General features: G+C 41.0%; 32 protein-coding genes and 5 tRNA genes. All 37 read right to left on the reverse strand.

Annotation, left to right across the window (positions count from 1 at the left end):
- Position 1: 1 nt before the first annotated feature.
- A complete protein-coding gene (gene rpsH / locus Bovatus_RS13465) occupies positions 2-397 on the reverse strand; it encodes a 30S ribosomal protein S8 (protein ID WP_004296336.1) in 396 nt (131 codons plus the stop codon).
- A 52-nt stretch (positions 398-449) separates the two neighbouring features.
- A complete protein-coding gene (rpsN, locus tag Bovatus_RS13470; RefSeq protein ID WP_004296337.1) occupies positions 450-749 on the reverse strand; it encodes a 30S ribosomal protein S14 in 300 nt (99 codons plus the stop codon).
- Positions 750-754: 5 nt separating this feature from the next.
- Positions 755-1,312 (reverse strand): 50S ribosomal protein L5, encoded by a 558-nt coding sequence (rplE, locus tag Bovatus_RS13475; protein WP_004296338.1) that lies wholly within the window; start codon positions 1,310-1,312, stop codon positions 755-757.
- Positions 1,312-1,632 carry a 50S ribosomal protein L24 gene (gene rplX / locus Bovatus_RS13480; RefSeq protein WP_004296339.1) on the reverse strand — a complete coding sequence of 107 codons (321 nt, stop codon included), beginning with the start codon at positions 1,630-1,632 and terminating at the stop codon, positions 1,312-1,314. The genes rplE and rplX overlap by 1 nt, the downstream gene beginning before the upstream one ends.
- A gap of 19 nt (positions 1,633-1,651) precedes the next feature.
- A complete protein-coding gene (gene rplN / locus Bovatus_RS13485) occupies positions 1,652-2,017 on the reverse strand; it encodes a 50S ribosomal protein L14 (RefSeq protein ID WP_004296340.1) in 366 nt (121 codons plus the stop codon).
- Between the two features lie 2 nt (positions 2,018-2,019).
- A complete protein-coding gene (rpsQ, locus tag Bovatus_RS13490; protein WP_004296341.1) occupies positions 2,020-2,289 on the reverse strand; it encodes a 30S ribosomal protein S17 in 270 nt (89 codons plus the stop codon).
- Positions 2,286-2,483: a 50S ribosomal protein L29 gene (rpmC, locus tag Bovatus_RS13495; protein WP_004296342.1), complete on the reverse strand. Its 198-nt coding sequence runs from the start codon at positions 2,481-2,483 to the stop codon at positions 2,286-2,288. Before rpmC ends, rpsQ begins: the two co-directional genes overlap by 4 nt.
- A gap of 5 nt (positions 2,484-2,488) precedes the next feature.
- Entirely contained in the window at positions 2,489-2,923 is a 435-nt protein-coding gene (gene rplP, locus Bovatus_RS13500; RefSeq protein ID WP_004291234.1) for a 50S ribosomal protein L16, read from the reverse strand.
- Positions 2,924-2,946: 23 nt separating this feature from the next.
- Complete coding sequence (rpsC, locus tag Bovatus_RS13505; protein WP_004296343.1) at positions 2,947-3,678, reverse strand: 30S ribosomal protein S3; 732 nt, start codon at positions 3,676-3,678, stop codon at positions 2,947-2,949.
- Between the two features lie 5 nt (positions 3,679-3,683).
- Positions 3,684-4,094 (reverse strand): 50S ribosomal protein L22, encoded by a 411-nt coding sequence (rplV, locus tag Bovatus_RS13510; protein ID WP_004296344.1) that lies wholly within the window; start codon positions 4,092-4,094, stop codon positions 3,684-3,686.
- Between the two features lie 36 nt (positions 4,095-4,130).
- A complete protein-coding gene (rpsS, locus tag Bovatus_RS13515; RefSeq protein WP_004296345.1) occupies positions 4,131-4,400 on the reverse strand; it encodes a 30S ribosomal protein S19 in 270 nt (89 codons plus the stop codon).
- A gap of 20 nt (positions 4,401-4,420) precedes the next feature.
- Positions 4,421-5,245, reverse strand: a complete 825-nt coding sequence (gene rplB, locus Bovatus_RS13520) for a 50S ribosomal protein L2 (RefSeq protein WP_004296346.1) — start codon at positions 5,243-5,245, stop codon at positions 4,421-4,423.
- Between the two features lie 5 nt (positions 5,246-5,250).
- A complete protein-coding gene (rplW, locus tag Bovatus_RS13525; RefSeq protein WP_004296347.1) occupies positions 5,251-5,541 on the reverse strand; it encodes a 50S ribosomal protein L23 in 291 nt (96 codons plus the stop codon).
- 16 nt (positions 5,542-5,557) lie between these two features.
- Positions 5,558-6,184, reverse strand: a complete 627-nt coding sequence (gene rplD, locus Bovatus_RS13530) for a 50S ribosomal protein L4 (protein ID WP_004296348.1) — start codon at positions 6,182-6,184, stop codon at positions 5,558-5,560.
- The gene (gene rplC, locus Bovatus_RS13535; protein WP_004296349.1) at positions 6,184-6,801 is read right to left on the reverse strand and encodes a 50S ribosomal protein L3; all 618 of its coding nucleotides are present in this window, start codon (positions 6,799-6,801) and stop codon (positions 6,184-6,186) included. The genes rplD and rplC overlap by 1 nt, the downstream gene beginning before the upstream one ends.
- An 18-nt stretch (positions 6,802-6,819) precedes the next feature.
- Positions 6,820-7,125: a 30S ribosomal protein S10 gene (gene rpsJ, locus Bovatus_RS13540; RefSeq protein WP_002558075.1), complete on the reverse strand. Its 306-nt coding sequence runs from the start codon at positions 7,123-7,125 to the stop codon at positions 6,820-6,822.
- 79 nt (positions 7,126-7,204) lie between these two features.
- Positions 7,205-9,322, reverse strand: coding sequence for an elongation factor G (fusA, locus tag Bovatus_RS13545; protein WP_004296351.1), 2,118 nt, complete (start codon positions 9,320-9,322; stop codon positions 7,205-7,207).
- Positions 9,323-9,367: 45 nt separating this feature from the next.
- A complete protein-coding gene (gene rpsG / locus Bovatus_RS13550; protein WP_004296352.1) occupies positions 9,368-9,844 on the reverse strand; it encodes a 30S ribosomal protein S7 in 477 nt (158 codons plus the stop codon).
- 143 nt (positions 9,845-9,987) lie between these two features.
- Complete coding sequence (gene rpsL, locus Bovatus_RS13555; protein WP_002558078.1) at positions 9,988-10,398, reverse strand: 30S ribosomal protein S12; 411 nt, start codon at positions 10,396-10,398, stop codon at positions 9,988-9,990.
- Between the two features lie 136 nt (positions 10,399-10,534).
- Complete coding sequence (locus Bovatus_RS13560) at positions 10,535-10,843, reverse strand: DUF3467 domain-containing protein (RefSeq protein ID WP_004296354.1); 309 nt, start codon at positions 10,841-10,843, stop codon at positions 10,535-10,537.
- Positions 10,844-10,989: 146 nt separating this feature from the next.
- Positions 10,990-15,273 (reverse strand): DNA-directed RNA polymerase subunit beta', encoded by a 4,284-nt coding sequence (gene rpoC, locus Bovatus_RS13565; RefSeq protein ID WP_004296356.1) that lies wholly within the window; start codon positions 15,271-15,273, stop codon positions 10,990-10,992.
- 104 nt (positions 15,274-15,377) lie between these two features.
- Positions 15,378-19,190: a DNA-directed RNA polymerase subunit beta gene (gene rpoB, locus Bovatus_RS13570; RefSeq protein WP_004296357.1), complete on the reverse strand. Its 3,813-nt coding sequence runs from the start codon at positions 19,188-19,190 to the stop codon at positions 15,378-15,380.
- A gap of 104 nt (positions 19,191-19,294) precedes the next feature.
- A complete protein-coding gene (gene rplL, locus Bovatus_RS13575) occupies positions 19,295-19,669 on the reverse strand; it encodes a 50S ribosomal protein L7/L12 (RefSeq protein ID WP_004296358.1) in 375 nt (124 codons plus the stop codon).
- 90 nt (positions 19,670-19,759) lie between these two features.
- The gene (rplJ, locus tag Bovatus_RS13580; RefSeq protein WP_004296359.1) at positions 19,760-20,281 is read right to left on the reverse strand and encodes a 50S ribosomal protein L10; all 522 of its coding nucleotides are present in this window, start codon (positions 20,279-20,281) and stop codon (positions 19,760-19,762) included.
- Between the two features lie 15 nt (positions 20,282-20,296).
- Positions 20,297-20,995, reverse strand: a complete 699-nt coding sequence (gene rplA, locus Bovatus_RS13585) for a 50S ribosomal protein L1 (RefSeq protein ID WP_004296360.1) — start codon at positions 20,993-20,995, stop codon at positions 20,297-20,299.
- A gap of 15 nt (positions 20,996-21,010) precedes the next feature.
- Positions 21,011-21,454 (reverse strand): 50S ribosomal protein L11, encoded by a 444-nt coding sequence (gene rplK / locus Bovatus_RS13590; RefSeq protein ID WP_004296361.1) that lies wholly within the window; start codon positions 21,452-21,454, stop codon positions 21,011-21,013.
- Between the two features lie 61 nt (positions 21,455-21,515).
- Complete coding sequence (gene nusG / locus Bovatus_RS13595; protein ID WP_004296362.1) at positions 21,516-22,058, reverse strand: transcription termination/antitermination protein NusG; 543 nt, start codon at positions 22,056-22,058, stop codon at positions 21,516-21,518.
- Positions 22,059-22,074: 16 nt separating this feature from the next.
- Positions 22,075-22,266 (reverse strand): preprotein translocase subunit SecE, encoded by a 192-nt coding sequence (secE, locus tag Bovatus_RS13600; RefSeq protein ID WP_004296363.1) that lies wholly within the window; start codon positions 22,264-22,266, stop codon positions 22,075-22,077.
- A gap of 14 nt (positions 22,267-22,280) precedes the next feature.
- Positions 22,281-22,353 (reverse strand) — tRNA-Trp (locus tag Bovatus_RS13605).
- A 52-nt stretch (positions 22,354-22,405) separates the two neighbouring features.
- Positions 22,406-23,590: an elongation factor Tu gene (tuf, locus tag Bovatus_RS13610; RefSeq protein WP_004296364.1), complete on the reverse strand. Its 1,185-nt coding sequence runs from the start codon at positions 23,588-23,590 to the stop codon at positions 22,406-22,408.
- 51 nt (positions 23,591-23,641) lie between these two features.
- A tRNA-Thr gene (locus Bovatus_RS13615) sits at positions 23,642-23,713 on the reverse strand.
- A gap of 10 nt (positions 23,714-23,723) precedes the next feature.
- Positions 23,724-23,796 (reverse strand) — tRNA-Gly (locus Bovatus_RS13620).
- Between the two features lie 28 nt (positions 23,797-23,824).
- A tRNA-Tyr gene (locus Bovatus_RS13625) sits at positions 23,825-23,907 on the reverse strand.
- Positions 23,908-23,992: 85 nt separating this feature from the next.
- Positions 23,993-24,066, reverse strand: a tRNA-Thr gene (locus Bovatus_RS13630).
- 97 nt (positions 24,067-24,163) lie between these two features.
- On the reverse strand, positions 24,164-24,463 hold the full coding sequence (hpf, locus tag Bovatus_RS13635; protein WP_004296365.1) for a ribosome hibernation-promoting factor, HPF/YfiA family: 300 nt from the start codon (positions 24,461-24,463) through the stop codon (positions 24,164-24,166).
- A gap of 17 nt (positions 24,464-24,480) precedes the next feature.
- Entirely contained in the window at positions 24,481-25,362 is an 882-nt protein-coding gene (gene xerC, locus Bovatus_RS13640) for a tyrosine recombinase XerC (protein WP_004296366.1), read from the reverse strand.
- 73 nt (positions 25,363-25,435) lie between these two features.
- Positions 25,436-25,627 (reverse strand): 30S ribosomal protein S21, encoded by a 192-nt coding sequence (rpsU, locus tag Bovatus_RS13645; protein ID WP_002558090.1) that lies wholly within the window; start codon positions 25,625-25,627, stop codon positions 25,436-25,438.
- Positions 25,628-25,762 lie beyond the last annotated feature (135 nt).

A 25,762-nucleotide genomic window follows, 5' to 3' on the forward strand; every position in this document is an offset into this window, starting at 1 on the left:
ATTAATATACATAACACAAGACTTCACCACCGATCTTCAGTTCTGCAGCCTCTTTGTTAGTCATTACACCTTTGGAAGTAGATATTATAGCAATACCCAACCCATTAATAACACGCGGCATATCTTTGTAACCAGTATACTTACGCATACCCGGAGAAGATATTCTTTCTAACTTTTTGATTGCGTTAACTTTGTTAACAGAATCATACTTCAAGGCAACCTTAATAGTTCCTTGAGGACCATCTTCTACAAACTTATAATTAAGAATGTAGCCTTTTTCAAAAAGAATCTTAGTGATTTCTTTTTTCAAGTTCGAAGCGGGAACTTCAACAACTCTGTGCTTTGCACCAATCGCGTTCCGCAACCTCGTTAAATAATCTGCTATTGGATCAGTCATATAAAAATAAATTAAATTAATCAGGACTACCCTGACAATATTTAAACAATAATTACCAGCTTGCTTTTTTTACGCCTGGGATCAGTCCGTTAGATGCCATCTCACGGAATTGAATTCTCGAAATTCCGAATTGACGAATATAACCTTTAGGACGTCCAGTCAGTTTGCAACGGTTGTGCATACGAATCGGATTAGAATTCTTTGGCAACTCTTGCAACTTCTGTGCAGCTTCAAAAGCATCAGCAGGATCACCTGTTCTTACGATTTGCTTCAAAGCAGCTCTTCTTTCGGCGTATTTGGCTACTAATTTAGCACGTTTTACTTCACGTGCTTTCATTGATTCCTTTGCCATATCTATTAGTCTTTTTTAGCGTTTTTAAAAGGTAAACCGAATTCCTTCAGCAAGGCATAACCTTCTTCATCTGTTTCCGCAGAGGTTACAAAGGTAATATTCATTCCGAGAATTCTTGTAATACTATCGATATTTATTTCAGGGAAAATGATTTGTTCCTGAATACCAAGGGTATAGTTACCTTTACCATCAAACTTACTTTCGATACCTTTGAAGTCACGAATACGAGGAAGAGCTACACGAACCAATTTTTCAAGGAATTCGTACATTCTTTCACGACGTAAAGTTACCATAACACCAATCGGCATTTTTTTACGCAACTTAAAGTTTGCGATATCTTTACGAGAAATGGTAGCTACAGCTTTCTGACCTGTGATAGCTGTCATTTCATTGATTGCAACTTCGATAATCTTCTTATCAGCAACAGCCATACCTAACCCTTGATTGATAACAATCTTCTTAAGTACGGGTACCTGCATTGTAGAAGAATACTGGAACTGTGATTTCAATGCAGGTGCTATACGCTCTGCATATTCTTTCTTAAGACTAGCAGTATTACTCATTACTTAATCTCCTCTCCTGATTTTTTAGAATAACGCACTAAAGTTCCTTCCGAACTCTTTTTTCTCCCAATACGCGTTGCTTTACCAGTTTTTGGATCAACCGGGTTCAAGTTTGAAATGTGGATAGAAGCTTCCTGCTTCACGATACCACCTTGCGGATTCTTAGCATTCGGTTTTGTGCTTTTAGATACCATATTGATACCTTCTACAAATGCACGTCCTTCTTTAACAAGAACCTTCAATACACGACCAGTTTTGCCCTTATCTTCGCCAGCATTTACGTAAACTGTATCGCCTTTTTTAATATGTAATTTACTCATTACTTAAATCTTTTACAAATTAAAGTACCTCAGGCGCAAGTGACACAACTTTCATGTTTGTAGCACGAAGTTCTCTTGCTACAGGACCGAAAATACGACTACCTCTAATTTCACCTGCATTATTCAACAACACGCAAGCATTATCATCAAAACGTATATAAGAACCATCAGGACGACGGATTTCTTTCTTTGTACGTACAATCAAAGCCTTTGATACTGCACCTTTTTTAACATCACTAGAAGGGATAACACTCTTCACTGAAACTACAATGACATCCCCCACTGAAGCATAACGACGACCTGTACCACCCAAAACGCGGATACACAACGCCTCTTTCGCTCCACTGTTATCACATACTGTAAGTCTGGATTCTACTTGTATCATAATTACTTAGCTCTTTCAATTATTTCTACTAATCTCCATCTTTTAGTCTTGCTCAAAGGACGAGTTTCCATGATGCTTACAGTATCACCGATATTGCATTCATTCTTTTCATCGTGAGCATGGTACTTCTTCGTTTTACTAACGAACTTACCATATATAGGGTGTTTTTCCTTAAATTTGGCAGCAACTGTGATGGTCTTATCCATCTTATTGCTCAACACAACCCCTGTTCTTTCTTTTCTTAAATTTCTTGCTTCCATCAAGCTGATCATTTATTGTTAAGTTCTCTTTCGCGCAATTCTGTTTTCATACGCGCAATAGTCCTGCGTAATTGTTTGATTTGAGCAGGATTTTCCAAAGGAGAAATAGAATGATTAATAACCATTTGGTTATAATTAGCTGTTTCCGCCTCTACTCTTTCTACTAAATCATTAGTAGTCATTTCTTTTATTTCTGCAATTTTCATAACACTTACGCATTTTGATTTTGAATATCATAATCACGTCTTACGACAAACTTCGTTGTAATAGGAAGCTTTTGAGCAGCTAAGCGCAATGCTTCTTTCGCGATTTCGTAAGATACTCCTTCAGCTTCAATAATGATTCTACCCGGAGTCACAGGAGCCACAAATCCCTCTGGAGCACCTTTACCTTTACCCATACGTACATCGGCAGGTTTTCTAGTGATCGGTTTATCCGGGAATATACGGATCCAGATCTGTCCTTGACGTTGCATATATCTTGTTACTGCAATACGAGCAGCTTCGATCTGACGGCCTGTAATCCACTTAGTCTCCAAAGCCTTTATGCCAAAAGAACCAAAGGCCAGCTGGTTGCCTCTCTGGGCATTACCTTTCTGACGGCCTTTTTGTTGTCTTCTGAATTTTGTCTTTTTCGGTTGTAACATAGTTTCCTAAAATTCAAATTCGTTTAGCGATTATTTTTCTTTCTTTTGAAGTTCTTTCCGCCGTTGTTTCCACTATTGTTTCCACGACCACTTTCTTTGCTTTGTGTAAAGTTCGGAGCCAATTCTTTCTTACCAAACACTTCACCTCTACAAATCCAAACTTTGATACCTAAAAGACCTACTTTAGTCAATGCTTCTGCATGACAGTAGTCGATATCAGCTCTGAAAGTGTGCAACGGAGTTCTTCCTTCTTTATACATTTCAGAACGGGCCATTTCAGCTCCATTCAAACGTCCTGAAATCTGAATTTTGATACCTTCAGCACCCATACGCATTGTGTTTGCGATAGCCATCTTGATGGCACGGCGATAGGCAATTTTACCTTCAACCTGGCGAGCGATGTTGTTAGCAACAATCACAGCATCCAGTTCCGGTCTCTTCACTTCAAAGATATTGATTTGAATATCTTTGTCGGTAACCTTCTTCAACTCCTCTTTTAACTTATCAACTTCTTGGCCACCTTTACCGATAATAATACCCGGGCGAGCAGTGCAAACAGTAATAGTAACGAGCTTCAGCGTACGTTCAATTACGATTCTTGATACACTTGCTTTTGCAAGTCTTGCATTAAGATATTTACGGATTTTGCTATCTTCCAGCAAAGAATCACCGTAATCATTTCCACCATACCAGTTAGAATCCCATCCTCTGATAATTCCTAAACGGTTGCTTATTGGATTAACTTTTTGTCCCATCTACCTTAATTTTGATCTTCGTTATTACTTTTAGCACCAACGAACAATGTTACGTGATTTGAACGTTTGCGAATTCTATAACCTCTACCCTGTGGTGCCGGTCTCATTCTTTTGAGTGTAGCTCCACCATCAACAAAAATCTGTGTTACGAACAACTCGCCACTTTCCGCTTTACGTTCGTTTTTCTGTTCCCAGTTAGCAATTGCAGAGCGAAGCAATTTTTCCACTCTTGCAGCAGCTTCTTTTGAAGAAAATTTCAAAACACCAAGTGCTCTGTTCACTTCCATACCACGGATCATGTCTGCAACCAGACGCATCTTACGCGGAGAAGTAGGAACATTTTGCAATTTTGCAAAATACATGGTCTTAAGGGCTTCTTTTCTCTTTTCAGCCGATATTTTTTTTCTTGCTCCCATTATTATTTATTACTTTATTATTTCAAATAAATCCTGTTATCTTTTCTTGTTACCAGCGTGTCCTCTGAATGTACGAGTTGGAGCAAATTCGCCCAACTTGTGTCCTACCATATTCTCGGTAACATAAACAGGAATAAATTTATTTCCATTGTGAACTGCAACTGTATGGCCTACAAAATCAGGCGAAATCATTGAAGCTCTGGCCCAAGTCTTTACTACGACTTTCTTACCTGATTCATTCATGGCAAGAATTCTCTTTTCAAGCTTAACGTTAATATATGGACCTTTTTTTAATGAACGACTCATAGTTTACTCAATTAATCAGATTACTTTTTTCTTCTCTCAATAATGTACTTAGACGACTGTTTCTTAGGAGCTCTAGTCTTAAGTCCCTTAGCGTACAATCCCTTACGTGATCTTGGGTGACCTCCAGAAGCACGTCCTTCACCACCACCCATCGGGTGATCAACCGGGTTCATTACAACACCACGGTTACGAGGACGACGTCCTTGCCAACGAGAACGTCCAGCTTTACCTGAACTTTCCAATCCATGATCAGAGTTACCTACACTACCGATAGTAGCTTTACAAGTGCTAAGAATCTGTCTAACTTCACCTGAAGGCAACTTAATTACACAATACTTACCCTCACGAGAAGTCAACTGAGCAAAGTTACCAGCTGAACGAACCAGAGCAGCACCCTGTCCCGGACGTAATTCGATATTGTGAATCACAGTACCCACCGGAATGTTTTGAAGAGGAAGAGCATTACCAATCTCTGGCGCTGCTGTTTCACCTGACATCAGAGTCGCACCAACTTGCAATCCATTGGGAGCAATAATATATCTTTTTTCTCCATCAGCGTAAAATAACAGAGCGATACGAGCCGAACGATTCGGATCGTATTCAATTGTTTTAACTACTGCTGGAACACCGTCCTTATTTCTCTTGAAATCAACAATTCTAATCACCTTTCTATGACCGCCACCAATGTAGCGCATAGTCATCTTACCTTCGCTGTTACGACCTCCAGATGATTTCTTACCATATACAAGAGACTTTTCTGGTACTGATGCAGTAATTTCTTCGAAAGTACCAATAATTTTATGTCTTTGCCCCGGTGTTGTGGGCTTAAATTTACGTACTGCCATTTTTATTAAATATTGCTATAAAAATCAATAGTATCTCCTTCTTTCAATGTCACGATTGCTTTTTTGAAAGCATTCGTACGACCATTGATGATACCTGCTTTGGTATAACGGCTCTTATTTTTGCCAGCATACTTCACAGTATTCACATCAACTACTGTAACATTATAAAGAGCTTCAATTTCCTTCTTAATTTCCAGTTTGTTAGCTTCAGGACGTACAACAAAGCCGAAACGATTCAGCTTATCTGTGATTGCAGTCATTTTCTCTGTTACCAACGGTTTAATAATAATTCCCATTATTTAAGCCTCCTTTTTAAATTAAGATATTGTCAATAGCCTTCAGAGAGTTTTCAGTAAGCACAACAACCCCAGCATTCAATACTCTGTAAGTATTTAATCCCGAGATAGTCTGCACATTAGCACCCTCAATGTTACGAGCTGACAAATATACGTTTTTATTTGCTTCCGGTAAAATTACAAGTAGCTTTTTATCGGAAACTTTAAGATTTTTTGTCATTGCAACGAAATCTTTTGTCTTAGGAGCTTCAAATGTGAAATCCTCAACGACAACGATTGCATCGTTTTGAGCTTTATAAGACAAAGCTGACTTACGAGCCAATGTCTTAACTTTTTTATTCAACTTGAAGAAGTAGTCTCTTGGTTTCGGACCGAAAACGCGGGCACCACCTACAAGAACCGGTGAGTTCATATCACCACGACGAGCTCCGCCACCACCTTTCTGGCGACCGATCTTACGAGTTGAACCACTGATTTCACTTCTTTCTTTTGACTTATGAGTACCCTGACGCTGATTGGCCATAAACTGTTTTACGTCCAAATAGATAGCGTGGTCGTTGGGCTCAATTCCGAAGATAGATTCGTTTAACGTAACCTTTCTCCCAGTGTCTTCACCTTTAATGTTATATACGTTAACTTCCATTATTTCTCAATTAATACGATTGAACCTTTGCAACCCGGGATTGAACCTTTAATCAAAAGAAGGTTATGATCCGCGATTACTTTTAATACCTGCAAGTTTTGTACAGTGACTCTGTCACCACCAAGTTGTCCACCCATGCGCATTCCCTTGAATACTTTTGCAGGGTAAGAACAAGCACCAATAGAACCCGGTTTACGAGCGCGGTTGTGCTGTCCGTGAGTAGCCTGACCCACACCACCAAAACCATGTCTTTTTACTACACCCTGGAAACCTTTACCTTTAGAAGTTCCAACAACGTCAACAAAGTTAGCATCGTTAAACATCTCTACGGTAATAGTATCACCCAGATTCAAATCTGTTCCAAATTCTTTGAACTCAGCCAAGTGTCTCTTCGGTGTTACTCCTGCTCTTTTAAAATGTCCCATCAACGGTTTAGTTGTATGTTTTTCCTTTTTGTCCTGGAAACCCAACTGAACAGCTGCATAGCCATCTTTTTCTACAGTTTTAACTTGAGTAACAACACAAGGACCTGCTTCGATAACAGTGCATGGTACATTTTTACCATCGGCACTGAAAACGGATGTCATTCCGATTTTTTTTCCTAATAATCCTGGCATTTCACTAATTTTTAATTATCAAACTTTAATTTCTACTTCCACACCACTTGGCAATTCCAACTTCATCAGAGCATCTACTGTCTTAGCTGTTGAGCTATAGATGTCGATCAATCTCTTATAAGAAGAGAGTTCAAATTGCTCACGAGACTTTTTGTTTACGAAAGTCGAACGGTTCACAGTAAAGATACGCTTGTGCGTAGGCAGAGGTATCGGACCGCTAACAATAGCACCTGTAGCTTTTACAGTTCTTACAATTTTCTCAGCTGACTTATCAACCAAGTTGTGGTCGTAAGATTTCAATTTAATTCTAATTTTCTGACTCATTATTTTTTTAATTAATACATTTATAATAAGATAAAGCGGCAGGCTAAGAGTCATTCGCTAGCCTGCTGCTTTAGATATTTTAGAGTAAATCAGCACGTCCTTTTACTTCTTCCAATACAGCCTTAGCAATAGAAGAAGAAAGTTGAGCGTGATGAGAGTAAGTCATTGATGAAGTTGCACGACCAGAAGTGATAGTACGTAAAGCTGTTACATAACCAAACATTTCTGCCAGCGGAACCATCGCCTTCACGATACGGGCACCAGAACGACTAGATTCCATACCTTCAACCTGTCCACGACGTTTGTTCAAGTCACCGATAACATCACCCATATTCTCTTCCGGAGTTACAACTTCCAGTTTCATGATAGGTTCCATCAAAACAGGACCTGCCTTAGCACATGCATTTTTATAAGCCTGCATTGCACAGATTTCGAATGACAACTGATCAGAGTCAACCGGATGGAATGAACCATCAACCAAAGTAACTTTCAATGAATCCAGCGGATAACCTGCCAAAACGCCACTCTTCATGGCATTCGTAAAGCCTTTCTGAACAGCAGGAATAAATTCCTTAGGAATGTTACCACCTTTCACTTCGTCAACAAACTGCAAACCACCCAAAGTGAAATCTGCATCAGCCGGACCAATATTCACGATGATATCAGCAAACTTACCACGCCCACCAGATTGCTTCTTATATACTTCACGCAAATTAACTGTCTTCGTGATAGCTTCTTTGTAGTTAACCTGCGGCTTACCCTGGTTACATTCTACCTTGAACTCACGTTTCAAACGATCAATAATGATATCCAAGTGAAGCTCACCCATACCAGAAATAACCGTCTGACCTGTCTGTTCGTCTGTCTTCACAGTAAACGTCGGATCTTCTTCAGCCAATTTAGCCAAACCGTTAGACAGCTTATCCATATCCTTCTGCGTCTTAGGTTCTACAGCGATACCGATAACTGGTTCCGGGAAGTCCATAGATTCAAGTACGATCGGAGCGTTTTCATCACACAAAGTATCACCAGTGTGAATATCCTTAAAACCTACACCTGCACCGATATCACCAGCACCGATTACTTCAACCGGATTCTGTTTGTTAGAGTGCATCTGGAACAGACGAGAAACGCGTTCTTTCTTACCAGAGCGAGAGTTGTAGATATAAGAACCTGCTTCAATTTTACCTGAATAAACACGGAAGAAAGTCAAACGACCTACATATGGGTCAGTTGCGATCTTAAATGCTAAAGCTGATGTTTTTTCATCATCACTTGGTTTACGATCTTCTTCAGCTCCAGTATTAGGATTTGTACCTATTACATTCTCTGTATCAAGCGGAGAAGGCAAAAAAGCACAAACATAGTCAAGCAATGTCTGAACACCTTTGTTCTTGAAAGAAGACCCACAAAGCATGGGGACTACGGCCATCTGAACTGTTGCATTGCGAAGAGCTCTCAACACTTCTTCTTCAGTAATAGTAGAAGGATCATCGAAATATTTCTCCATCAAAGCATCATCAAATTCAGCTACTTTTTCAAGCATCTTGTCTCTCCACTCGTTAGCTTCATCGACAAGTTCTGCCGGAATTTCCTCAATACTGTAGTCAGCACCCATTGTTTCATCGTGCCAATAAATAGCTTTCATTTTGATAAGATCAACAAGACCTTTAAAAGATTCTTCAGCACCAATAGGAACAACAATCGGACACGGATTAGCTCCAAGCACATCCTTCATCTGGCGAACTACTTCAAAGAAGTCTGCACCAGAACGGTCCATCTTATTAACATAAGCAATACGAGGAACGTTATATTTATCAGCTTGACGCCATACAGTTTCTGATTGGGGCTCAACACCACCAACAGCACAATAAGCAGCCACAGCTCCATCAAGGATACGCAATGAACGTTCTACCTCTGCAGTAAAATCAACGTGCCCCGGAGTGTCAATCAAGTTAATTTTATAAGTATCACCAGCATATTTCCATCTTGTTGTTGTAGCAGCAGATGTAATAGTGATACCACGTTCTTGCTCCTGTTCCATCCAGTCCATAGTAGCAGCACCATCATGAACTTCACCTATTTTGTGAGTCAATCCAGTGTAGAACAGGATACGTTCAGAAGTAGTTGTTTTTCCGGCATCGATGTGAGCCATGATACCGATATTACGAGTTAAATGTAAATCATGTTTAGCCATCTTCTAATTCCTTTACTTTAAGTTTATATTTGGTTTCTTACAGTATTAGAATCTAAAATGAGCAAATGCACGGTTAGCTTCTGCCATTCTGTGCATATCTTCTTTACGCTTGTATGCACCGCCTTGTTCATTGAAGGCATCCATAATTTCAGCAGCCAACTTGTCAGCCATTGATTTACCACCTCTTTTGCGAGCAAACAGAATCAGATTCTTCATAGAGATTGATTCTTTACGATCCGGACGGATTTCAGTAGGAACTTGGAAAGTTGCACCACCTACACGGCGAGACTTTACTTCCACTTGCGGAGTTACATTATCCAAAGCCTTTTTCCAGATTTCGAGAGCTGATTTTTCTTCGTTAGGAAGTTTTGCTTTCACTGTTTCCAAAGCGGCATAAAAGATTTCATAAGATGTATTTTTCTTTCCATCATACATCAAGTGGTTCACAAACTTGGAAACCTTTTGGTCATTAAACACGGGATCCGGAAGAATCAGGCGTTTTTTTGGTTTTGCTTTTCTCATTTGTTTGAAAAATAATGTTTTTGTTCTTGGTTGTCTACTTCTTGACTTCTTCAACTCTCCCTCCGGAGAATTTACTCAACCTTTAGCATTTCCAACAAACTAAAACGTAAGTTATTACTTTAATTTTAATTAGGTCTTAATCCTTATTTTTTCTTACCCTTAGCAGGAGCAGCAGCTTGTCCTGGTTTCGGACGCTTAGCACCATACTTTGAACGTCTTTGAGTACGACCAGCAACACCTGCTGTATCAAGTGTACCACGTACAATGTGATAACGCACACCCGGAAGGTCTTTCACACGACCACCACGTACCAAAACGATTGAGTGTTCCTGCAAGTTGTGTCCTTCTCCCGGAATGTATGAGTTCACCTCTTTTTGGTTAGTCAAACGTACACGAGCTACTTTACGCATTGCAGAGTTCGGCTTCTTCGGAGTAGTAGTGTATACTCTCACGCAAACGCCACGTCTTTGAGGACATGAATCCAAGGCTGGAGATTTACTTTTCTCCACCAGCACTTCGCGTCCTTTTCTTACTAATTGCTGAATTGTAGGCATTTTAATTGTTTTTTGATTTATATTATTGTTATATTAATTTCGTAACTATACATTTTGGGCTGCAAAAATACGAATAATATTTGAATATTCAATGCGCTACAACTTTTTTTTCTTTTTTAATGTTTTTATATCATCCTCACGCTTCGCCTTTTACACCCGTCAAAGGAGAAATAGGGGGTTCATCCGAAGTACGAATCGGACCGAATACGCGCTCATACTTTGCTATATTATCTTCTAATGCCCGCAGCAGACGTTTTGCGTGCTCCGGAGCCACAATAATACGAGATTGCACACCAGCCTTCGGTATGCCCGGCATTACGCGCACGAAGTCAAGGATGAATTCAGAACTCGAATGAGTAATAATAGCAAGATTTGCATAAGTTCCCTGTGCAACCTCTTCTCTCAATTCAATCTGTAATTGTCCGTTGTTATTTTGTTCTTCCATATTTAATATGATTAAAAAGTTATCCTGCAAAATAACACATTTTTCCTGAAACTAATGGTAATACACGCGAGTAAAAAAGAAATAAAAAAAGGAGCAATTGCCCAATCAGGCAACTGCTCCTTTTCATATAGCCAATTGAATTGTATTTATTCTACTTCATTGTAGTCAAGTACTGTTTTCTTGTTAGCCAAGATACGGTCATACTCTTCTTTTGATCCAACGATGAGCTTTTCGAACTCGCGCTGTCCGGTACCGGCAGGAATCAAGTGACCACAGATCACATTTTCCTTCATACCTTCAAGCTTATCAATCTTACCGTTGATAGCAGCTTCATTCAATACTTTCGTTGTTTCCTGGAAGGAAGCAGCCGACATAAAGCTTGATGTTTGCAAAGCAGCACGCGTGATACCTTGAAGGATCTGAGTAGAGGTAGCAGCAACAGCGTCACGAACCTCAACCGGTTTCAAGTCACGACGTTTCAACATACTATTCTCATCACGCAACTTGCGGGCAGTTACAATCTGTCCAGCTTGCATATTTTGAGAATCACCAGCATCTACTACGACTTTCTTGCCCCAGATACGATCATTTTCTTCCATGAATTCCAGTTTGTCTACGACTTGCTGTTCGAGGAAGCGAGTATCTCCCGGTTCATCAATTTGTACTTTGCGCATCATCTGACGAACGATAATCTCAAAGTGCTTATCATTGATCTTCACACCCTGCAAGCGGTATACATCCTGAACTTCATTCACGATATATTCCTGTACGGCTGTAGGACCCTTGATTGCCAAGATATCTGCCGGAGTAGTAGCACCGTCAGACAACGGAGTACCAGCACGTACATAGTCATTTTCCTGTACCAGAATCTGCTTAGACAGTGCAACCAGATATTTCTTAACCTCACCTGTCTTGGAAGTTACGATGATTTCACGGTTACCACGTTTGATCTTACCCATTGTCACCTCACCGTCGATTTCAGAAACGACAGCCGGATTTGACGGGTTACGAGCTTCAAACAATTCAGTAACACGAGGAAGACCACCCGTGATATCACCCGCCTTACCTACGGCACGCGGAATCTTCACGATTACTTCACCGGCTTTTACCTTCTGACCGTTCTCGATGATAACGTGACCACCTACCGGTAAGTTATAAGTACGGATCAAATCACCGTCCTCTGTTAAGATATGAGCGGTAGGAACTTTGGTTTTATCCTTGGATTCAATAATAATAATTTCACGAAGACCTGTTGCTTCATCCGATTCAACCTTATAAGTAACGTTTTCAATCACGCCCTCAAATTCGATCTTACCGGTTGCTTCTGTGATAATAACAGCATTGAACGGGTCCCACTTAGCAATCAGTTTGCCTTTTTCTACCAAGTCGCCGTCGCTTACATACAATGTTGAACCATAAGGTACGTTATGAGTAGAAAGAACGATACCGGTATTCACATCCACAAAACGTACTTCGGCCAAACGACCTACTACCACTTTTGCAGATTCACCCATCTCGTCAACGATATCTACTGTACGCAACTCTTCAAATTCAAGACGTGCATTATTTTTAGCAACGATACTGGCGTTAGCTGCAATATTTGCAGCAGTACCACCGGCGTGGAATGTACGCAATGTCAACTGTGTACCCGGCTCACCAATAGACTGAGCGGCGATTACACCGACAGCTTCACCCTTCTGAACCATGCGGCTCGTTGCCAGGTTACGTCCGTAACATTTAGCACAAACCCCCTTCTTAGCTTCACAAGTCAATACCGAACGGATTTCAACACTCTCGATCGGAGACTCCTGAATCTTCTTGGCTACTTCTTCTGTGATTTCTTCACCACCGGCAACAAGCAATTCACCTGTGGTAGGATGAATAATATCATGTACGGAAACACGACCTAAGATACGTTCGTACAGAGTAGCAATAACCTCATCGTTATTCTTAAGGTCCGTACAAACCAATCCGCGGAGTGTACCGCAGTCTTCTTCTGTAATAATCACATCGTGTGATACGTCCACCAGACGACGAGTCAAATAACCAGCATCGGCAGTCTTCAAAGCGGTATCCGCCAAACCTTTACGAGCACCGTGGGTAGAGATAAAGTACTCCAACACCGAAAGTCCTTCTTTAAAGTTTGACAAAATCGGGTTCTCGATGATCTGACCACCTTCAGCACCTGCTTTCTGCGGTTTTGCCATCAAACCACGCATACCTGACAACTGACGAATCTGTTCTTTAGAACCACGAGCACCAGAGTCAAGCATCATATATACAGAGTTGAATCCCTGATCATCCGAAGAAATTGTCTTCATCAGGATATTAGACAACTCAGAGTTTACATGTGTCCAGATATCGATCACCTGGTTGTAACGTTCGTTGTTGGTAATGAAACCCATGTTATAGTTGTTTACGACTTGTTCTACTTCGTCGTAACCTTTCTGTACCAACGTTTCTTTTTCCTTCGGAATGATAATATCACCCAAGTTGAATGACAAACCACCCTTGAACGCCATCTGATAACCTAAGTTCTTGATTCCGTCCAGGAAGTCGGCAGCCTTAGCCACACCACATACCTTAATTACATCACTAATAATATCACGAAGAGATTTCTTAGAGATAATTGTATTGATATAACCTGCTTCAGGCGGAACAATTTCATTAACAATCACACGTCCTACCGAAGTTTCGCGCATTACGTCTACAATGTTACCATTTTCATCAACGTCTTTCACGATAACTTTCACCGGAGCATGAATATCGACCTTACCTTCATTGTAAGCGATCAACGCCTCTTCCGGTCCGTAGAATGTCAAACCTTCACCTTTCGCACCAGCACGCAACTTAGTAATATAGTACAAACCAAGAACCATATCCTGTGCAGGCACAGTAATAGGCGCACCGTTTGCCGGGTTCAAGATATTATGTGATTGAAGCATCAACATTTGTGCTTCCAGAATTGCTTCATTACTCAAAGGCAAGTGAACAGCCATCTGGTCACCGTCAAAGTCGGCATTGAATGCCGTACATGCCAACGGGTGCAACTGAATAGCTTTACCTTCGATCATCTTAGGCTGGAAAGCCTGAATACCCAGACGGTGCAATGTCGGAGCACGGTTCAACAGTACCGGATGTCCTTTCATTACATGTTCCAGAATATCCCAGATCACCGGTTCCTTGCGGTCAACGATCTTCTTGGCAGACTTAACAGTCTTAACGATACCACGTTCGATGAGCTTACGAATAATAAACGGCTTGTACAATTCGGCAGCCATCAATTTAGGAATACCGCATTCACCCATTCTCAATTCCGGACCTACGACGATTACCGAACGAGCAGAGTAGTCAACACGTTTACCCAGCAAGTTCTGACGGAAACGTCCTTGTTTACCTTTCAAGCTGTCAGACAATGACTTCAACGGGCGGTTGGCATCTGTCTTCACAGCACTTGACTTACGTGAGTTATCAAACAAAGAATCGACAGATTCCTGAAGCATACGTTTTTCATTACGCAAAATCACTTCCGGAGCCTTGATTTCAATCAGTCGTTTCAGACGGTTATTACGGATAATCACACGACGATAAAGGTCGTTCAAGTCAGATGTAGCAAAACGACCACCATCCAACGGAACCAACGGACGAAGTTCGGGTGGGATAACCGGTACGATACGTACAATCATCCATTCCGGTTTGTTGCGTCCACGTGATGCACGGAACGATTCTACTACCTGAAGACGTTTCAAAGCCTCATTCTTACGTTGCTGTGAAGCATCGTTACCTGCACGGTGACGCAATTCGTAAGACAAAGCATCCAGATCCAGACGAGCCAGCAAATCATAGATAGCTTCAGCACCCATCTTTGCAACAAACTTGTTCGGATCATTATCTTCAAGATATTGATTATCTTTTGGAAGCGTATCCAGGATATCCAGATATTCTTCTTCCGAAAGCAAATCATATTCAGCTACACCGTCTTCAGCTTTTACACCCGGCTGAATAACAACATAACGTTCGTAGTATATAATCGAATCCAGTTTCTTCGTCGGCAGTCCGAGCAAATAACCGATTTTATTAGGGAGCGAACGGAAATACCAGATGTGAGCCACCGGCACAACCAGCTGGATATGTCCCATACGTTCACGGCGTACTTTCTTTTCAGTAACTTCCACACCACAACGGTCGCAGACGATACCTTTATAACGGATACGCTTGTATTTACCGCAATGACATTCATAATCCTTGATAGGACCAAAAATGCGCTCGCAGAACAAACCATCACGTTCGGGTTTGTACGTACGGTAATTAATGGTTTCAGGCTTCAAAACTTCACCACTCGAATTCTCAAGGATTTCTTCCGGAGAAGCCAGACCAATTGAGATCTTCGAGAAATTACTTTTCGTCTTATTTTCTTTTCTAAAAGCCATACTCTATATAATTGAGATTTGATAATTGAATCATTGGAAATTGAAAAGACACGGATGTCAACAGACCGTCATCGGCTTGTTGACACCACGTATTCTTTATTATTTTATTCTAGGTTGATACTCAAACCTAATCCTCTCAACTCGTGTAACAATACGTTCAAGGATTCCGGAATACCTGGTTGCGGCATCGGTTCACCTTTCACAATTGCTTCATAAGCTTTCGAACGTCCTACCACGTCATCAGACTTGATAGTAAGGATTTCCTGCAGGATATGAGCAGCACCAAAACCTTCGAGTGCCCAAACCTCCATTTCTCCGAAACGCTGACCACCGAACTGTGCTTTACCACCAAGAGGTTGCTGAGTAATCAATGAGTACGGACCGATAGAACGAGCATGCATCTTGTCTTCAACCATGTGACCCAACTTCAACATGTAAGTCACACCCACAGTAGCTGCCTGGTCAAATTGCTCACCTGTGCCACCATCACAAAGATAAGTCTTACAGTAGCGAGGCAATCCTGCCTTGTCTGTCCACTGATCCAGATCTTCCATGGTAGCACCGTCGAAAATAGGAGTCGCGAATTTCACGCCCAACGTTTTTCCGGCACGTCCGAGTACAGCTTCAAAAATCTGACCAATGTTCATACGAGAAGGCACACCCAACGGATTCAACACAATGTCAACCGGAGTACCATCAGCCAAGAACGGCATATCTTCCTGACGAACAACGCGGGATACAATACCCTTGTTACCGTGGCGACCTGCCATCTTATCACCCACACCAATCTTACGCTTCTTAGCAATATATACTTTTGCCATCTGGATAATACCAGCTGGAAGTTCATCACCAATTGTAATAGCAAACTTCTTACGTTTCAATTCAGCATCCAGCTCTTTGTATTTCTTAATGAAATTCATCACCAGATCACGAATCATACCATTAATATGGTCATCACTAGTCCAGTTGCTTAACTGAATAGAAGTAAAGTCAAGTGAATCAAAATCAGAAGCACTGAACTTAGAACCTTTCGCAATTACTTCCGCACCCAGATAATCCTTCACACCTTGAGAAACCTTACCTTCAGTCAAAGTCATCAGTTTCTTAACCAGGATACGTTTCAGATCAGCTACCTTAGATTCAAATTCATCATCGATCTTAGGCAACAATGCTTTATCGGCCAGTTTAGAGCTACGATTCTTAATCACACGTGAGAAAAGTTTCTTATCGATCACAACACCTTTCAAAGAAGGAGAAGCTTTCAATGAAGCATCTTTCACATCACCTGCCTTATCACCAAAGATGGCACGAAGCAATTTTTCTTCTGGAGAAGGATCAGATTCACCCTTCGGTGTAATCTTACCGATCATGATATCACCCGGCTCGATACGAGCACCGATTCTTACGATACCATTTTCATCCAGGTCTTTAGTAGCTTCTTCACTTACATTCGGGATATCAGAAGTCAACTCTTCCATACCACGTTTTGTTTCACGAACTTCCAGAGAATATTCCTCTACGTGAACCGAAGTCAATAAGTCTTCGCGTACCACACGTTCGTTCAATACGATAGCATCCTCATAGTTGTAACCTTTCCAAGGCATATAAGCTACCAACAGGTTCTTACCCAATGCCAATTCACCCTTTTCAGTAGAATAACCTTCAGTCAAGATGTCACCTTTCTTCACACGCTGGCCTCTGTCGCAAATCGGACGCAAGTCAATCGTCATGTTCTGGTTAGTCTTACGGAACTTAGGTATTCTATATTCTTTCAAAGCAGGTTCAAAACTCACGAACTCTTCGTCTTCTGTACGGTCATACAAAATACGGATAGTAGTAGCATCAACGTAGTCAACAACACCATCTCCTTCCGCAGTAATCTGCGTACGAGAGTCTCTTACCAACTGACGTTCGATACCTGTACCTACGATCGGCGCTTCACTCCTCAACAAAGGAACCGCCTGGCGCATCATGTTTGATCCCATCAATGCACGGTTAGCATCATCATGTTCCAGGAACGGAATCAATGAAGCCGCGATTGATGCAATCTGCTGAGGAGAAACGTCCATCAAATCAACCTCTGTCGGTTCAACAACCGGGAAGTCGGCATCCTGACGAGATTTAACTTTGTTACGCACAAATGTACCGTCATCATTCAACGGAGCATTTCCCTGTGCAATAACCTTTTCTTCCTCTTCTTCAGCAGTCAGATAAATCAGACCGTTATCAGAAAGATCCACTTTTCCGTTTTCCACCTTACGGTACGGAGTTTCAATGAATCCCAGATCATTAATCTTAGCAAATACACACAATGAAGAGATCAAACCGATGTTCGGACCTTCAGGAGTCTCAATCGGACAAAGACGACCATAGTGTGTGTAGTGAACATCACGAACCTCAAATCCGGCACGTTCACGGGAAAGACCACCAGGACCAAGGGCAGACATACGACGCTTGTGCGTGATTTCAGCCAAGGGGTTTGTCTGGTCCATGAACTGCGACAATGCGTTCGTTCCGAAGAATGAGTTGATTACAGAAGAGATTGTCTTCGCGTTAATCAAATCAATCGGAGTAAACACTTCATTGTCACGAACGTTCATACGTTCGCGAATCGTACGAGACATACGAGCCAGACCAACAGCAAACTGATTAGAAAGCTGCTCACCTACTGTACGTACACGACGGTTACTCAAGTGGTCAATATCATCCACATCTGCTTTTGAGTTAATCAGCTCAATCAGATATTTGATGATTTCAATGATATCTTCCTTCGTGAGGACACGCACGTCCATATCAGTCGTCAGATTCAACTTTTTGTTGATTCTGTAACGACCTACATCACCAAGGTCATATCGTTTTTCAGAGAAGAACAAGTTGTTGATAACCTCCCTTGCACTTGCGTCATCAGCCGGATCGGCGTTACGCAACTGACGGTAGATATACAACACAGCTTCTTTTTCCGAGTTACTCGGGTCCTTCTGCAACGTATTATATATGATAGAGAAATCGGACTGGTTCGGTTCATCTTTATGTAAAAGGATGTTCTGAACTCCCGACTCCAAAATTTCATCAATATGCACCTCTTCCAGTACGGTTTCACGATCGATAATAACTTCGTTACGCTCGATAGAAACCACTTCACCGGTATCTTCATCAACGAAATCTTCAATCCATGTTTTCAAGACACGTGCAGCCAATTTACGACCTAGCACTTTCTTCAGATTTGTCTTGTTCACCTTTACATCTTCTGCAAGGTTGAAAATCTCAAGAATATCTTTGTCATTCTCGAAGCCAATTGCACGCAACAAAGTCGTTACCGGCAATTTCTTCTTACGGTCGATGTATGCGTACATCACATTATTGATGTCAGTAGCAAACTCAATCCACGAACCCTTAAACGGAATAATACGAGCCGAATAAAGTTTCGTACCATTGGCATGTACACTCTGACCGAAGAACACACCCGGAGAACGGTGAAGCTGTGACACAACTACGCGTTCGGCACCGTTAATGACGAAAGTAGCCTTATCAGTCATATAAGGAATCGGGCCGAGGAATACGTCCTGAATCACTGTATCAAAATCCTCATGATCGGGGTCCGTACAGTAAAGCTTAAGTTTCGCTTTTAAGGGAACACTATAAGTAAGCCCACGCTCTATACAATCATCGATGGTATAACGCGGCGGATCAATATAATAGTCCAGAAACTCAAGAACAAAATTGTTTCTTGTATCGGCAATAGGGAAGTTTTCAGCAAATACTTTATACAATCCCTCATTCTTGCGCTTTTCAGGTGGGGTATCTAATTGTAGAAAGTCTTGGAATGACTTCAATTGTACTTCCAGGAAATCCGGGTATTCGAGCGGATTCTTAGTCGAAGCAAAATTAACTCTTTGATTTACAGTATTTGAAGACATCTGTCAATGAATTTGGAGAACTTAATTTGAAATATATACACAAAAAGGTTAAGAATCCTCTTGTGAAGGATTCCTAACCGAATTACCTGATTACCAGGCCAATGTTATTTAAGTTCAACTTCAGCTCCAGCTTCTTCCAATGTTTTCTTCAATGATTCTGCTTCGTCTTTAGCCAAACCTTCTTTTACTGTGCTAGGAGCACCGTCTACCAAGTCTTTAGCTTCTTTCAAACCAAGACCACAAGCTTCCTTAACGGCCTTAACTACCTGAAGTTTAGCTGCACCAGCGCTCTTCAATACTACGTCGAAAGAAGTTTTTTCTTCTGCGGCAGCAGCACCAGCTGCAGGACCAGCAGCAACAGCTACAGCTGCAGCAGCAGGTTCAATACCGTATTCTTCTTTAAGGATAGTTGCAAGTTCATTAACTTCTTTTACTGTCAAGTTAACTAATTGTTCTGCAAAAGCTTTCAAATCTGCCATTTTTTGTATGATTTTAATGTTTAAATACTTGTTGATTTTTGAAAATTATTCGGGATGTTATTCCCAAGGCTGTGACGCCTTTTTCCATTTTTACGCTTCGGTACGTTCACCAAGAGTCTTGAGAACTCCGTGAAGGGTGTTACCACCTGATTGAAGAGCAGAAATAACATTCTTGGCCGGAGATTGCAACAGTGCAACGATATCGGCGATAACTTCATTCTTACTCTTGATTGCAACGAGAGCATCCAATTGGTCTGCACCAACATAGAAGCTTTCTTCTGCATACGCAGCTTTCAGTCCGGGAATACCGTCTTTCGCTTTGTCTTTGATTAACTTAGCAGGTACGTTTGCAGTGTTAGTAAACATAACAGCAGTAGTACCTTTCAAAGAACCGTAAAGAGGTGAAAAGTCTTCTTCCAGGCTTTCAAGTGCTTTGTGAAGCAGAGTGTTTTTAACCACCATCAATTTGATGTCTGATTTAAAGCAATCTCTTCTCAATGCGCTGGTAGCAGCAGCGTTCATCGCTGTAACGTCTACCAAGTAGAAGTGACCATATTCCTTTACTGTAGCAGCAATTTGCTCTATAATCGTACTTTTATCTTCCTTTCTCATTATTTCTCTGTTTTATTAGATTTCATCCACTGATTTCGGGTCGATTTTAATACCCGCACTCATTGTACTAGAAAGATAAATACTCTTAATATATGTACCCTTTGCTGCGGTCGGTTTCAGCTTGTTCAGAGTAGAGATGAACTCTTTCGCGTTGTCGCGAATCTGATCAGGACTGAATGATACCTTACCGATAGAAGTGTGAACGATACCGCTCTTATCAACTTTAAAGTCAATCTTACCTTGTTTTACTTCTTTTACAGCCTTAGCAACATCCATAGTTACAGTACCACTCTTAGGGTTCGGCATCAATCCACGAGGACCGAGTACACGACCGAGTGCACCAATTTTACCCATGATAGATGGCATAGTGATGATTACATCAATATCAGTCCATCCACCTTTGATCTTTTCAATATATTCGTCAAGACCAACATAGTCAGCACCAGCTTCTTTTGCAGCAGCTTCAGCATCCGGTGTACAAAGTACCAACACACGCACTTCTTTACCAGTACCATGAGGAAGTGAAACAACACCTCTCACCATCTGGTTAGCTTTACGCGGGTCAACCCCTAAACGTACATCAATATCCAGTGAAGCATCGAATTTGGAAAAAGTGATTTCTTTTACCAAAGATGCAGCTTCTTTCAGTGAGTATGCTTTCCCTGCTTCAATTTTTTCTGCAGCTAACTTTTGATTTTTTGTCAGTTTACCCATTACAATTGAAGTTTATTAGTTATTAACCGGGAACTCCCCTTTTACAGCGATACCCATACTTCTAGCTGTACCTGCAACCATTCTCATGGCAGCTTCCACAGTAAAACAGTTCAAGTCAACCATTTTGTCCTGAGCGATCGTACGAACTTGTTCCCAAGTAAGCTCGGCAACTTTCTTACGGTTAGGCTCAGCAGAACCACTCTTTACCTTAGCTACTTCAAGTAATTGAATAGCAACGGGAGGAGTCTTGATTACAAAATCGAAAGACTTATCTGCGTAGTAAGTAATGATAACAGGTAAAATTTTACCTGCTTTGTCTTGGGTTCTGGCATTGAATTGCTTGCAAAATTCCATGATATTGATACCCTTAGAACCCAAAGCAGGTCCAACGGGAGGTGATGGATTTGCAGCGCCTCCTTTAATCTGTAACTTGATTAGTCCAGCAACTTCTTTAGCCATTTTTTTATTGATTTATATATAAACATTAAACGAAGAACAACAACAGCGTAACAATTCCGTGTTATTCCTTTTCCACTTGCATAAAGCCCAATTCAAGCGGCGTTTTGCGCCCGAATATCTTTACCATGACCTTTAGTTTCTTTTTTTCGCTATTCACTTCTTCAATGATACCACTGAATCCGCTAAAAGGTCCAAAAGTAACTTTTACAGTTTCACCCACCACGTACGGAATATTGAGTTCTTCACCCGTTTCCTGCAGTTCGTCCACTGTACCAAGTATACGATTCACTTCTGATTGTCTGAGAGGCACCGGTTTTTCGGAGCCACCTAAAAAGCCTATCACATTCGGAGTGTTGCGCAAGTGATGAGCGACCTCACCAACCAAAGCAGCCTCCACCAAAACGTAACCAGGAAGATAACTTCTTTCCTTCACAATTTTTTTACCATTGCGAACCTGGTAAACTTTTTCAGTAGGAATCAATACCTGAGATACATATTCACCAAGGTCACTGTTCTTAAGATCAGCTTCAAGATATTCCTTTACCTTAGCTTCTTTTCCACTAATAGCACGCAGAACGTACCATTTCTTTTCAATCTCAGCCATTTTCAATTCCTAATTTTTAATGTGGATAAACGATTTTTTCCATGAAGTTCTGGAAACAGACATCCATACCCCATACTACCAATGCAATAAGCAGGGAAGCATATAAAACAACTACTGCACTGTTAGCAAGTTCAGAATACGTAGGCCACGATACTTTATGTACAAGTTCGTCGTAAGATTCTTTAATATAAGCTATTACCTTTTTCATTTCAATAATATTAGCACGGGAGGAGAGGCTCGAACTCCCGACACCCGGTTTTGGAGACCGGTGCTCTACCAACTGAGCTACTCCCGTGTGTACATAATCAGTTCCCGATGAAAACCGGGAACTGATTAATTATTGTGTATTAGTCGATAATTTCAGTAATCTGACCAGCACCTACCGTGCGTCCACCTTCGCGGATAGCGAAACGAAGGCCCGGGTTCAATGCTACTGGGTAAATCAACTCAACTGTAATAGTTACGTTATCACCCGGCATTACCATTTCTGTTCCTTCCGGCAAAGTGATTTCACCTGTACAGTCCATAGTACGCAAGTAGAACTGAGGACGGTATTTGTTGTGGAACGGAGTGTGACGACCACCTTCTTCTTTCTTCAAGATATAAACCTCAGCTTTGAATTTAGAGTGCGGTTTAATCTGACCTGGTTTACAAAGAACCATACCACGTTTGATTTCGTTCTTGTCAATACCACGAAGCAAAAGACCTACGTTGTCACCAGCTTCACCTTGATCCAACAGTTTACGGAACATTTCAACACCAGTTACAACTGATTTCTTATCTTCACCTAAACCAAGAATTTCGACTTCATCACCAACGTGGATGACACCTGTTTCGATACGACCTGTTGCTACAGTACCACGACCTGTGATAGAGAACACGTCTTCAACCGGCATCAAGAATGGTTTATCAACATCGCGCGGAGGCAGTGGAATCCAGTTATCAACTGCATCCATCAGTTCCATAACTTTGTCTTCCCATTTTTCAACACCGTTCAATGCGCCAAGAGCAGAACCACGGATGATAGGAGTATTGTCACCATCGAAATCATAGAATGAAAGGAGTTCTCTCATTTCCATTTCAACGAGTTCCAACATTTCTTCGTCGTCTACCATATCGCATTTGTTCAAGAATACAACCAGACGAGGTACGTTTACCTGACGAGCTAACAGAATGTGTTCGCGAGTTTGAGGCATCGGACCATCAGTTGCAGCACAAACGATGATAGCACCGTCCATCTGAGCAGCACCAGTAACCATGTTCTTTACGTAGTCGGCGTGACCCGGGCAGTCTACGTGTGCATAGTGACGGTTAGCTGTTTGATATTCAACGTGAGAAGTATTGATAGTAATACCTCTTTCTTTTTCTTCAGGAGCGTTGTCGATAGAATCGAAAGAACGCAATTCTGAAAGACCTTTTTTTGCCAACACTGTAGTGATAGCAGCTGTCAACGTTGTCTTACCGTGGTCTACGTGACCGATTGTACCAATGTTTACATGCGGTTTGGTACGTTCAAATTTCTCTTTAGCCATAGCTTTACTTGTTATTTATTTGATTAATAATCAGCATTTACATCCTTTATGAGCTGTTACCGGGACTTGAACCCGGGACCTCTTCCTTACCAAGGAAGTGCTCTACCACTGAGCTATAACAGCAAGAAAAGAGAGCGGAAGACGGGGCTCAAACCCGCGACCCTCAGCTTGGAAGGCTAATGCTCTATCAACTGAGCTACTTCCGCATTCTTGCCAAAGTTGTCACTCTGATTGTGGGCAAAGATGGATTCGAACCACCGAAGGCGTAAGCCAGCAGATTTACAGTCTGCCCCATTTGGCCACTCTGGTATTTGCCCTTTTCAAAATCAAGAAATAAAAGAACTATTTTCAAACAATATGATAAAGACAGATGTTCTATCTTTGTTCTTCGGTTTCTTTTTGAGCCTCTTGTCGGATTCGAACCAACGACCCCGAGATTACAAATCACGTGCTCTGGCCAACTGAGCTAAAGAGGCAAACTTACTAAAAAATGCAACCGTCACGTTCTAACGCGAGCGAAACGGCTGCAAATTTAGTTATTTATTTCTTTCCCGCAAAATATTTGGGATTTTTTTATTTGCTACGTTGCTTTTCCTTGTATTTAACCAGTTGTTTTACGAGCGCTTCCACATCTAAATCAATTGCCTCTTCAAATGTATCACACACTTTGCTTGCATAAAACTCCCCATTGGGGATTAATATTTTAATGCCTGCTTCTTTATTTTCAGCAACTTCTGGTTTTACTACCTTTAATGACACCTCTACTTTCTTTATATCTTCGTAATATTTTTCCAACTTGGACACTTTCTTCTGAATAAATGCCTGCAATTGCTCTGACGCATCAAAGTGAATTGATTGAATTCTAACATCCATACTTACCTCCTTTTTTTTTAAGCTCTTGGATGAGCTTGTTTATACACTTTTTTAAGTTCTTCAAATGTGGCATGCGTATAGATCTCGGTAGTCGTAATGCTCTCGTGACCCAAAAGTTCTTTTACCACGCCCAGCTCTGCTTCATTATTCAGCATTGTGGTAGCAAAAGTATGCCTCAACACGTGAGGGCTCTTTTTCTTCAACGTCGCCACCTTTGACAGGTTCCGTTTCACTAAATTATAGACTAGATTCTTATAAAGCCGTTCACCATTCTCTCTAATAAAGAAAGCTTCCGACCTTTCCGGAATCGTTTCGTTTCTTACATTAATATATTCAAGCATCAATTCCTGCAGTTCGTCACCGAACGGAATCAGCCGTTGCTTGTTTCTTTTCCCGGTCACTTTCAGAAGAGAAGCCGAAAAATCCACATCCTTATTATCCAGACCTATCAATTCCGAAAGTCTCATGCCGGTAGCATAAAACACTTCAATAATCAACCGATCCCGACAGCCTTTAAATCCTTCGCCAAAGTCCGTTTCATCCAATAACCGATTCATTTCGTTTTCTTTTAAGAACACAGGCAACGGCTTTTTGTTTTTAGGTCCTTTTATTTTACGCAAAGGATCTATAGTCGTTTCTCCCTGCCTCAAGAGATACTTGTAAAACGTTCGGAGCGAACTTAGCTTACGATTTACAGAAGTTGAGGTATACCCTTTATCCATCAATGAAACAATCCATTCACGAATCAGTTCCGCCTCGACCTCTAACGGATTAAATTTTCCATACTCTTCCTGAGCAAACTCCTGCAGTTGCTTTATATCTTCACCGTACGCAAGAACGGTTTTTTCAGAATAGTTCCGCTCATACTGGAGATAATCAAGAAAAGATTCTATCAACATAATATCGCTACATCTAAAATCGTGCAACGAATGTATGAAAAGAATTCAATAATTCAAAGGAAATTACGAATTATTAATCTTCTACTTGCTGAAGTTGTTGTACGTAAACTGCGCGTTCTTTCTTAAGTCTTTTAGTTACAGACGGTTTATCAAACTGTTGTCTGCTTCTCAACTCTTTTACAATGCCAGTCTTTTCAAATTTTCTTTTGAACTTCTTCAGCGCTTTTTCAATGTTTTCGCCTTCTTTTACAGGTACTACAATCATTTTGTTACTATTAATATGTTATGATTAAAAAATTCTGCAGTCAAATTGCGCCGCAAAATTACACATACTTTCTTTATTCACAAAACTTTCGGCAAATATTTCTCAAAAACTATTCATAAACAAGTTATTAAATGC

Source organism: Bacteroides ovatus, from assembly GCF_001314995.1.
In the GTDB taxonomy this organism is placed as follows: domain Bacteria; phylum Bacteroidota; class Bacteroidia; order Bacteroidales; family Bacteroidaceae; genus Bacteroides; species Bacteroides ovatus.

Excerpts from the sequence above, each read along its gene's own strand:
- nusG (WP_004296362.1), bottom strand. The coding sequence starts at position 22,058 with ATGGCTGAGATTGAAAAGAAATGGTACGTTCTGCGTGCTATTAGTGGA.
- rplV (WP_004296344.1), bottom strand. The coding sequence starts at position 4,094 with ATGGGAGCAAGAAAAAAAATATCGGCTGAAAAGAGAAAAGAAGCCCTT.
- rplA (WP_004296360.1), bottom strand. The coding sequence starts at position 20,995 with ATGGGTAAACTGACAAAAAATCAAAAGTTAGCTGCAGAAAAAATTGAA.
- rpsJ (WP_002558075.1), bottom strand. The coding sequence starts at position 7,125 with ATGAGTCAGAAAATTAGAATTAAATTGAAATCTTACGACCACAACTTG.
- hpf (WP_004296365.1), bottom strand. The coding sequence starts at position 24,463 with ATGGATGTTAGAATTCAATCAATTCACTTTGATGCGTCAGAGCAATTG.
- rplL (WP_004296358.1), bottom strand. The coding sequence starts at position 19,669 with ATGGCAGATTTGAAAGCTTTTGCAGAACAATTAGTTAACTTGACAGTA.
- rpsQ (WP_004296341.1), bottom strand. The coding sequence starts at position 2,289 with ATGATCAGCTTGATGGAAGCAAGAAATTTAAGAAAAGAAAGAACAGGG.
- rpoB (WP_004296357.1), bottom strand. The coding sequence starts at position 19,190 with ATGTCTTCAAATACTGTAAATCAAAGAGTTAATTTTGCTTCGACTAAG.
- rplN (WP_004296340.1), bottom strand. The coding sequence starts at position 2,017 with ATGATACAAGTAGAATCCAGACTTACAGTATGTGATAACAGTGGAGCG.
- rplD (WP_004296348.1), bottom strand. The coding sequence starts at position 6,184 with ATGGAAGTTAACGTATATAACATTAAAGGTGAAGACACTGGGAGAAAG.
- rplJ (WP_004296359.1), bottom strand. The coding sequence starts at position 20,281 with ATGAGAAAGGAAGATAAAAGTACGATTATAGAGCAAATTGCTGCTACA.
- xerC (WP_004296366.1), bottom strand. The coding sequence starts at position 25,362 with ATGTTGATAGAATCTTTTCTTGATTATCTCCAGTATGAGCGGAACTAT.
- rpsU (WP_002558090.1), bottom strand. The coding sequence starts at position 25,627 with ATGATTGTAGTACCTGTAAAAGAAGGCGAAAACATTGAAAAAGCGCTG.
- rplB (WP_004296346.1), bottom strand. The coding sequence starts at position 5,245 with ATGGCAGTACGTAAATTTAAGCCCACAACACCGGGGCAAAGACATAAA.
- secE (WP_004296363.1), bottom strand. The coding sequence starts at position 22,266 with ATGAAAAAGGTAATAGCTTATATTAAAGAATCTTACGACGAACTTGTA.
- rpsC (WP_004296343.1), bottom strand. The coding sequence starts at position 3,678 with ATGGGACAAAAAGTTAATCCAATAAGCAACCGTTTAGGAATTATCAGA.
- rplP (WP_004291234.1), bottom strand. The coding sequence starts at position 2,923 with ATGTTACAACCGAAAAAGACAAAATTCAGAAGACAACAAAAAGGCCGT.
- rplK (WP_004296361.1), bottom strand. The coding sequence starts at position 21,454 with ATGGCTAAAGAAGTTGCTGGACTAATCAAGTTACAGATTAAAGGAGGC.
- rpsG (WP_004296352.1), bottom strand. The coding sequence starts at position 9,844 with ATGAGAAAAGCAAAACCAAAAAAACGCCTGATTCTTCCGGATCCCGTG.
- Bovatus_RS13560 (WP_004296354.1), bottom strand. The coding sequence starts at position 10,843 with ATGGAAGAACAAAATAACAACGGACAATTACAGATTGAATTGAGAGAA.
- fusA (WP_004296351.1), bottom strand. The coding sequence starts at position 9,322 with ATGGCTAAACATGATTTACATTTAACTCGTAATATCGGTATCATGGCT.
- rpsL (WP_002558078.1), bottom strand. The coding sequence starts at position 10,398 with ATGCCTACAATTCAGCAATTAGTAAGAAAAGGACGCGAAGTGCTGGTG.
- rpmC (WP_004296342.1), bottom strand. The coding sequence starts at position 2,483 with ATGAAAATTGCAGAAATAAAAGAAATGACTACTAATGATTTAGTAGAA.
- rplX (WP_004296339.1), bottom strand. The coding sequence starts at position 1,632 with ATGAGTAAATTACATATTAAAAAAGGCGATACAGTTTACGTAAATGCT.
- rpoC (WP_004296356.1), bottom strand. The coding sequence starts at position 15,273 with ATGGCTTTTAGAAAAGAAAATAAGACGAAAAGTAATTTCTCGAAGATC.
- rplW (WP_004296347.1), bottom strand. The coding sequence starts at position 5,541 with ATGGGAATTATTATTAAACCGTTGGTAACAGAGAAAATGACTGCAATC.
- rpsN (WP_004296337.1), bottom strand. The coding sequence starts at position 749 with ATGGCAAAGGAATCAATGAAAGCACGTGAAGTAAAACGTGCTAAATTA.
- rpsH (WP_004296336.1), bottom strand. The coding sequence starts at position 397 with ATGACTGATCCAATAGCAGATTATTTAACGAGGTTGCGGAACGCGATT.
- rplE (WP_004296338.1), bottom strand. The coding sequence starts at position 1,312 with ATGAGTAATACTGCTAGTCTTAAGAAAGAATATGCAGAGCGTATAGCA.
- tuf (WP_004296364.1), bottom strand. The coding sequence starts at position 23,590 with ATGGCTAAAGAGAAATTTGAACGTACCAAACCGCATGTAAACATTGGT.
- rpsS (WP_004296345.1), bottom strand. The coding sequence starts at position 4,400 with ATGAGTCGTTCATTAAAAAAAGGTCCATATATTAACGTTAAGCTTGAA.
- rplC (WP_004296349.1), bottom strand. The coding sequence starts at position 6,801 with ATGCCAGGATTATTAGGAAAAAAAATCGGAATGACATCCGTTTTCAGT.